The 2,390-nt window shown below is 69.2% G+C and carries 2 protein-coding genes; both read right to left on the bottom strand.

The annotated features are described in order from the left end of the window. Positions 1–283: 283 nt before the first annotated feature. Complete coding sequence (locus tag AC5RWT_RS36640) at positions 284–451, bottom strand: hypothetical protein (protein WP_494084501.1); 168 nt, start codon at positions 449–451, stop codon at positions 284–286. A 235-nt stretch (positions 452–686) separates the two neighbouring features. After that, positions 687–2,375, bottom strand: a complete 1,689-nt coding sequence (gene purH, locus AC5RWT_RS36635; RefSeq protein ID WP_494084502.1) for a bifunctional phosphoribosylaminoimidazolecarboxamide formyltransferase/IMP cyclohydrolase — start codon at positions 2,373–2,375, stop codon at positions 687–689. Positions 2,376–2,390: the final 15 nt, after the last annotated feature.

Here is a 2,390-nt window from a genome sequence, read left to right as displayed (position 1 = left end):
GTGGCCAGCATCGGCGCTTCGTCGGTGTGGGTATAGATAATCTTGGCCATGGGTGAGGCGTCTCCCTGCAAAAAGTGGGTCTTCAGTGTTTACTCAACTCCTCCAATTTACCCGAGGAGGCTGAATCGGTCCCGGTCGAAGACGCGCACCCTTCATGCAGAACAGCCGCGGGCAGGCGCCGTGCGGCCCACGTCACCCGCTGCGGGCCGCTCCCCGCCGCCTCCCAAGCCCGACGGCGGCGCCCGGCACGACGGCGCGCCCCGCCTTCCGGAGGCGGCTTGGCTCAGAGGCCGGTGCCGGGACCGAAGACCTGCGAGCGGTGCGCAACGTTGCCCTGTTCCAGGTGGGTGTCCTTGCCGCCGCCGCCCGGCCGGGCCGCCTCGGCATCCCGCGCGGCCTCGTGCCGGTCGGCTGACTCGTAGGAGCGCGGCTTGCGTAGTTTGGATGCCATGAAGAAAGCCACGGCACCGGCCACAATCACCGCCACAATCACCACGCCCAGCCAGATGTCGCCCGTTCCCGCCGCCGCGGTGGTTTACATCGCCAGCACAGTGTGCCTCCCTTAACCGCCGGTGCCGGACACACCGTTCCTCTTGAACCTATGTGCCCGGCACTGCGCTGGCAAGCATTTCGCCTACCGGTCCCGGATTCATTCCCTGGGCGGGAGCCGGCGGAGGCTGCACCAGTCAGTGGAAAAAGTGGCGCGCTCCGGTGAAGTACATGGTGATGCCGGCCGCCTGGGCCGCCGCCACTACTTCCTCGTCGCGCACCGAACCACCCGGCTGCACCACGGCACGGACGCCGGCGTCGATGAGGATCTGCAGCCCGTCCGCAAACGGGAAGAAGGCGTCCGACGCCGCCACGGCGCCGCGGGCCCGCTCGGGTGCTCCGGCGTCCCGCACATTGGCCGCCCCGCCGGCAGCGTCGGCTCCCCCGCCGATTGCCACGCCGAGGGTATTGGCCCGCTCCACCGCCAGCCGGCAGGAATCGAGCCGGTTGACCTGGCCCATCCCGATGCCCACGGCCGCACCGTTGGCCGCGACCAAGATGGCGTTGGACTTCGCCGAGCGCACCGCGTGCCAGGCGAAGGCCAGATCGGCCAGCGTTGCCTCGTCGGCCGCCTCGCCGGCGGCCAGCGTCCAGTTGGCGGGATCGTCGCCGTCGGCATCAATGCGGTCCGAGGCCTGCAGCAGCATGCCGCCGGAGACCTGCTTGTATTCGACCGTGTCCCGGGCAAAGCCCTCGGGCAGGACGAGCAGCCGGATGTTCTTCTTCTGCGCCAGGATCTCAACCGCTTCCGCGTCGAAGCCCGGGGCCACGACTACCTCGGTGAAGATGTCCTTGACGGTCTTCGCCATGCCGGCGGTCACCGTCCGGTTTGCTGCGATGACGCCGCCGAACGCGGACACCGGGTCGGTCGCGTGCGCCTTGGCGTGCGCATCGGCGATCGGATCTGCGGCGCCCGGGGAGGCAACGGCGATGCCGCACGGGTTGGCATGCTTAACCACGGCAACGGCCGGCTGGGCGAAGTCGAACGCTGCCCGCACGGCGGCATCGGCGTCCACGTAGTTGTTGAAGCTCATCGCCTTGCCGTGCAGCTGCACGGCCTGCGCGATGCCGGGCTCCGCGCCGGCCTCCACATACAGTGCGGCGGCCTGGTGCGGGTTTTCGCCGTAGCGCAGCGACTCCGAACGCTCCAGCGCCAGGCCCGCGTAGGGCGGGAACTTCGGCGCCTCGGCCGAGCCGGATTCGGCAGCCTCGGCGTCGTCGCCGAACTGCTCGGCGGTCCACTTGGCCACGGCAGTGTCATAGGCGGCGGTGTGCGCAAACGCCAGGGACGCCAGCCGGCGGCGGGTCTTCAGGTCGAAGCCACCGGACGCGGCAGCCTCCACCACGTCGCCGTAGCCGGCCGGGTCGACGACCACCGCCACACTCGGATGGTTCTTCGCGGCGGCCCGCACCATCGAGGGTCCGCCAATGTCGATCTGTTCGACGACGTCGTCCTGACTGGCACCGGACTTCACGGTCTGCACGAACGGGTAGAGGTTGACCACCACCAAGTCGAACGGCTCGACGTCGAGCTCTTGGAGCTGCCGGACGTGGTCGTCCAGCCGGCGGTCGGCCAGAATGCCGGCGTGAACGCGCGGGTGCAGGGTCTTGACCCGGCCGTCCAGGCATTCCGGGAAGCCGGTGATCTCGGAGACCTCGGTGACCGGAACGCCCGCGGCGGCGATCTTCTTCGCCGTCGAGCCCGTGGAGACGATGCTGACCCCGGCGGTGTGCAGGCCCTGCGCCAGCTCCTCCAGCCCGGTCTTGTCGTACACCGAGATCAACGCACGGCGGATGGGAACACGGTCAAGCTGCTTCAAGCTCACGCAAATCTCCAAGGA

It is taken from the genome of Arthrobacter sp. Dra40, assembly GCF_059091905.1.
The sequence above is the reverse complement of the archived record's forward strand: the minus strand, read 5'-3'. Positions and strand labels throughout refer to the sequence as shown.

What these genes read in the sequence shown, in the direction of transcription:
- AC5RWT_RS36640 (WP_494084501.1), bottom strand. Translation starts at nt 451, where the DNA reads ATGGCATCCAAACTACGCAAGCCGCGCTCCTACGAGTCAGCCGACCGG.